Source organism: Moorena sp. SIO2C4, assembly GCF_010672485.1.
Classification (GTDB): domain Bacteria; phylum Cyanobacteriota; class Cyanobacteriia; order Cyanobacteriales; family Coleofasciculaceae; genus Moorena; species Moorena producens.
In genome coordinates this window covers 1-3,339 of sequence record NZ_JAAHGN010000864.1, presented here as the reverse complement: position 1 = coordinate 3,339, position 3,339 = coordinate 1, and the positions used below count along the sequence as shown (strand labels likewise).

Sequence of the window (3,339 nt, the reverse complement as noted above, 5' to 3'; positions counted from 1 at the left end):
TAGTGAGGCCTTGGGGATTTTCATGCCAGTTGACACCCAAACTTCCCACACTTCCCACACTTCCCACACTTACCTCCCGACTCCCGACTCCCGACTCCCGACTCCCGACTCCCGACTCCCGACTCCCGACTCCCGACTCCCGACTCCCGACTCCCGACTCCCGACTCCCTACTTCGGCAAGACATCTAGGGGAAAAATCGAGAAAAATTCTTCTGTTGTTGGTTCTTTATGGGGGACATTATTCAGTTGGTTTCGTAGCCGAGAAATTAACTCGTAAACCTGCTTGCGAGGACGGTTAATTCCCCCTAAAGGTCTATGCTCTGGTAGAGAATGCCATGGGGTGTAGGACAAATTTTAACAAAATTTGATTTGCTCAGGAGATTCAAAAGCCTGAGCAGGAATCTTGAGAGTAGCTACTTTTTGATAGGGTGATTTCCAATCGATGGTGGGGTCTTCAATTGGCATCTTATCGGCATCGGTCTGAAACTGAATTAAGAAATCAAAGCAAGCTTCTTTATTGTTGAGATGTTCTCGGATTGCGTGGCGGAGATAGTTTTCTGTTTTAGGAATCGACTTAGAACTAGTTGAGATATTCTCAGGAGAAGGCTTCAGGGAGAATTTAATCGCTCCTGACCCATATTTGTATGGGGTTGTACTCCAATATTGAGATTCTAATGGACTGCGCATCTTAGACAACCGAATCCCTAGTCCGATCTGGATCTCACGCCAGCGCCATTTAAATGGATTAAGTCCAGTTATGAAAAACTTTAAGGGATTCCGGCTTCCAGAACGTTCAATTTCTGCAAAAAACTCAATGTAGTCTTTGGCATTGCGAACTACGAAAAGCGGGTGGTCTATTAGCAAAAAGTCTTGGGTTTCCTCATATTTTTCATCCTCCAAGACTTTGTCTCCTGGTACACCCATCAGTTTAACCGCCATACCATGGGCATCACCTCTGGTATCCTTCTGCTCACTGAAATTTGAGAAGCGAATACAAGCGGGGAAACGCTTACCTGGTTCTTTAAAAATACCAACTCTAATCTTGTCATCGTTAGGGAGGTTAGGGTCAATGATAAATTCTCCTCTAACACAACCATGAGCTTTGGGATGTTCTCCCCGTTTTACAGGAGGATGTTTGTCAATAAGTCGTTCACTGATTTGGGCAATTTCACGAGTAGCTTCGTCTTCTTCGGGCGGTACGTTTTCTTGACCAATTTCTAATTGAGTCATCGGTTTCGCCTCTTTTACTCCTTTGGCTTTTTAGTATTATAGCATTAGGGTAGGGAGTAGGGAGTAGGGAGTCGGGAGTAGTATTTAGTTTTATCGTTTGTTTTTTAAGCCATCAGCTATCAGCTATTAGCTATCAGCTATCAGGCGAGAGAACTCCAGGGGGTCGGATTAGTAAAAGGAGCAGGAATTTTCAAGCAGCCGTAGCAGCATCCCGCAGCTTTTTTACTACCTCCCGTTAATTAGCTGACGGCTGACTGCTTTTCGCGTAGCGTGCGCGTAGCGCATTAGCTAAATGCTTACAGTAAATGTTGTTTGCCCACCGTAGATTTGTTTACTGTTCTATTGGGATTAATCCTAGGTGGGCAGTGTTTACTAACTTGATTGGTTTGCTGATCTGATTTGTCTCAACCACTGCCCACCCTACGTTAGCTTACTATTTTGATTAATCTTAGGTGGGCAGTGTCTAGTAACTTGATTGGCTGGCTGATTTGATCTGTCTGGTGCACTGCCCACCCTACGTGAACTACTATTGTTATTAATCCTCGGTGGGCAGTACCTACTAACTTAGCTTAACCAACTAGTAGCAAAGAACTTATCTGTATCATTCCAAAGTTCAACTAGATCAGACTGAGCATCACCATTTAAATCGGTAACTAAGTAATCAGTATCGACTCGGAAGTCTCCTACTTGTGTATTACTGCCGAAGCTAAATCCACCCAGACCATCACTAATCCAAGTCGCAGCAAAGAAATTATCTGTATTATTCCAAAGTTCGACTAGATCAGACTGACCATCACCATTTACATCGGTGACTAAGTAATCAGTATCGACTCGAAAGTCCCCTACTCTGGTATTACCGCCGAAGTCAAAATCACCCTGACCATCACTAATCCAAGTCGCAGCAAAGAAACTATCTGTATCATTCCAAAGCTCGACTAGATCAGACTCACCATCGCCATTTACATCGGTAACTAAGTAATTAGTATCGACTCGAAAGTCCCCTACTCTGGTATTACCGCCGAAGTCAAAATCACCCTGACCATCACTAATCCAAGTCGCAGCAAAGAAACTATCTGTATCATTCCAAAGCTCGACTAGATCAGAATCACCATCGCCATTTACATCGGTGACTAAGTAATTAGTATCGACTCGAAAGTCCCCTACTCTGGTATTACCGCCGAAGTTAAATCCACCTTGACCATTACTAATCCAAGTCGCAGCAAAGAAACTATCTGTATCATTCCAAAGCTCGACTAGATCAGACTGACCATCACCATTTACATCGGTAACTAAGTAATTAGTATCGACTCGAAAGTCCCCGACTGGAGTTGTTGAACCTAGAGAAAACATTTAACTTGCACTCCTGTCATATGATTGACACGATAAATACAGTACGGCAATCGTACTTTGATACTCCCCGCTCTTAAAAAACGGGGATTTTTGGCTCAAGGATTCGACTTGCTATGACAGGTTTACACGAAGCACAGTAGAGGTCAAATCTCCGCCAGTATTTAGATATTGAATCCTGTTTCCGTGTGGCACACCGTGTTTGATAGATGACCAACACATTTATATAATATCTAATTGAATCTAGATTTCATTTATAGTACCATTAACTTAATTTTTATTCATAAAAATTAAGTTAATTTAATTTACGGCGGTTTGTATAACTAAGAAGTACAGTAACAATAATGAGCGTAAGCATTCAGCCGTCAGCGGTCAGCCGTGAGCTAAAAGCTCACGCTACTTGAGGTGCTTTCCGTAACACAGATTAAACGAATACTTACCTGTTTTCTTGATGCAAAGCGCGAGTGGGGGAAACCACGGCAGACCGCGAGTGGCGCATGGGTCTGTGTGCGGAACCTGCGTCCGCACCGCTGTTTGCCCCGTGGGAACCCCCGCAGGTCGGCACTGCCTCCCCTGTTCCGAAGCTGCATCGCTTATTCAAAAGCTGTTCGGTGTAGCTTGCCCATAGCCCATAAGCACATCAAGTAGCGTGGGCTATGCCCAGTGGCCAAAGGCCTTTGGCTGATAGCTGTTCGCGTTCGCGAAGCGTCGGCTTTGCCGAAAGCGTGGCCAAAGGCCTTTGGCTGATAGCTGAATGCTTAC

The 3,339-nt window shown here is 44.4% G+C and carries 2 protein-coding genes and 1 pseudogene; 1 reads left to right on the top strand and 2 read right to left on the bottom strand.

Going from position 1 to position 3,339, the window contains the following annotated elements; all coding sequences use genetic code 11:
- Nucleotides 1-277 (top strand): annotated as a pseudogene (locus F6K20_RS30510) (hypothetical protein); the annotation flags it as partial.
- Between the two features lie 77 nt (nt 278-354).
- On the opposite strand, the gene F6K20_RS30505 reads toward F6K20_RS30510, so the two are convergent.
- Nucleotides 355-1,230: a catalase family protein gene (locus tag F6K20_RS30505; protein WP_287297211.1), complete on the bottom strand. Its 876-nt coding sequence runs from the start codon at nt 1,228-1,230 to the stop codon at nt 355-357.
- A gap of 564 nt (nt 1,231-1,794) precedes the next feature.
- Entirely contained in the window at nt 1,795-2,580 is a 786-nt protein-coding gene (locus F6K20_RS30500) for a hypothetical protein (protein WP_287297209.1), read from the bottom strand.
- Between the last annotated feature and the right edge of the window lie 759 nt (nt 2,581-3,339).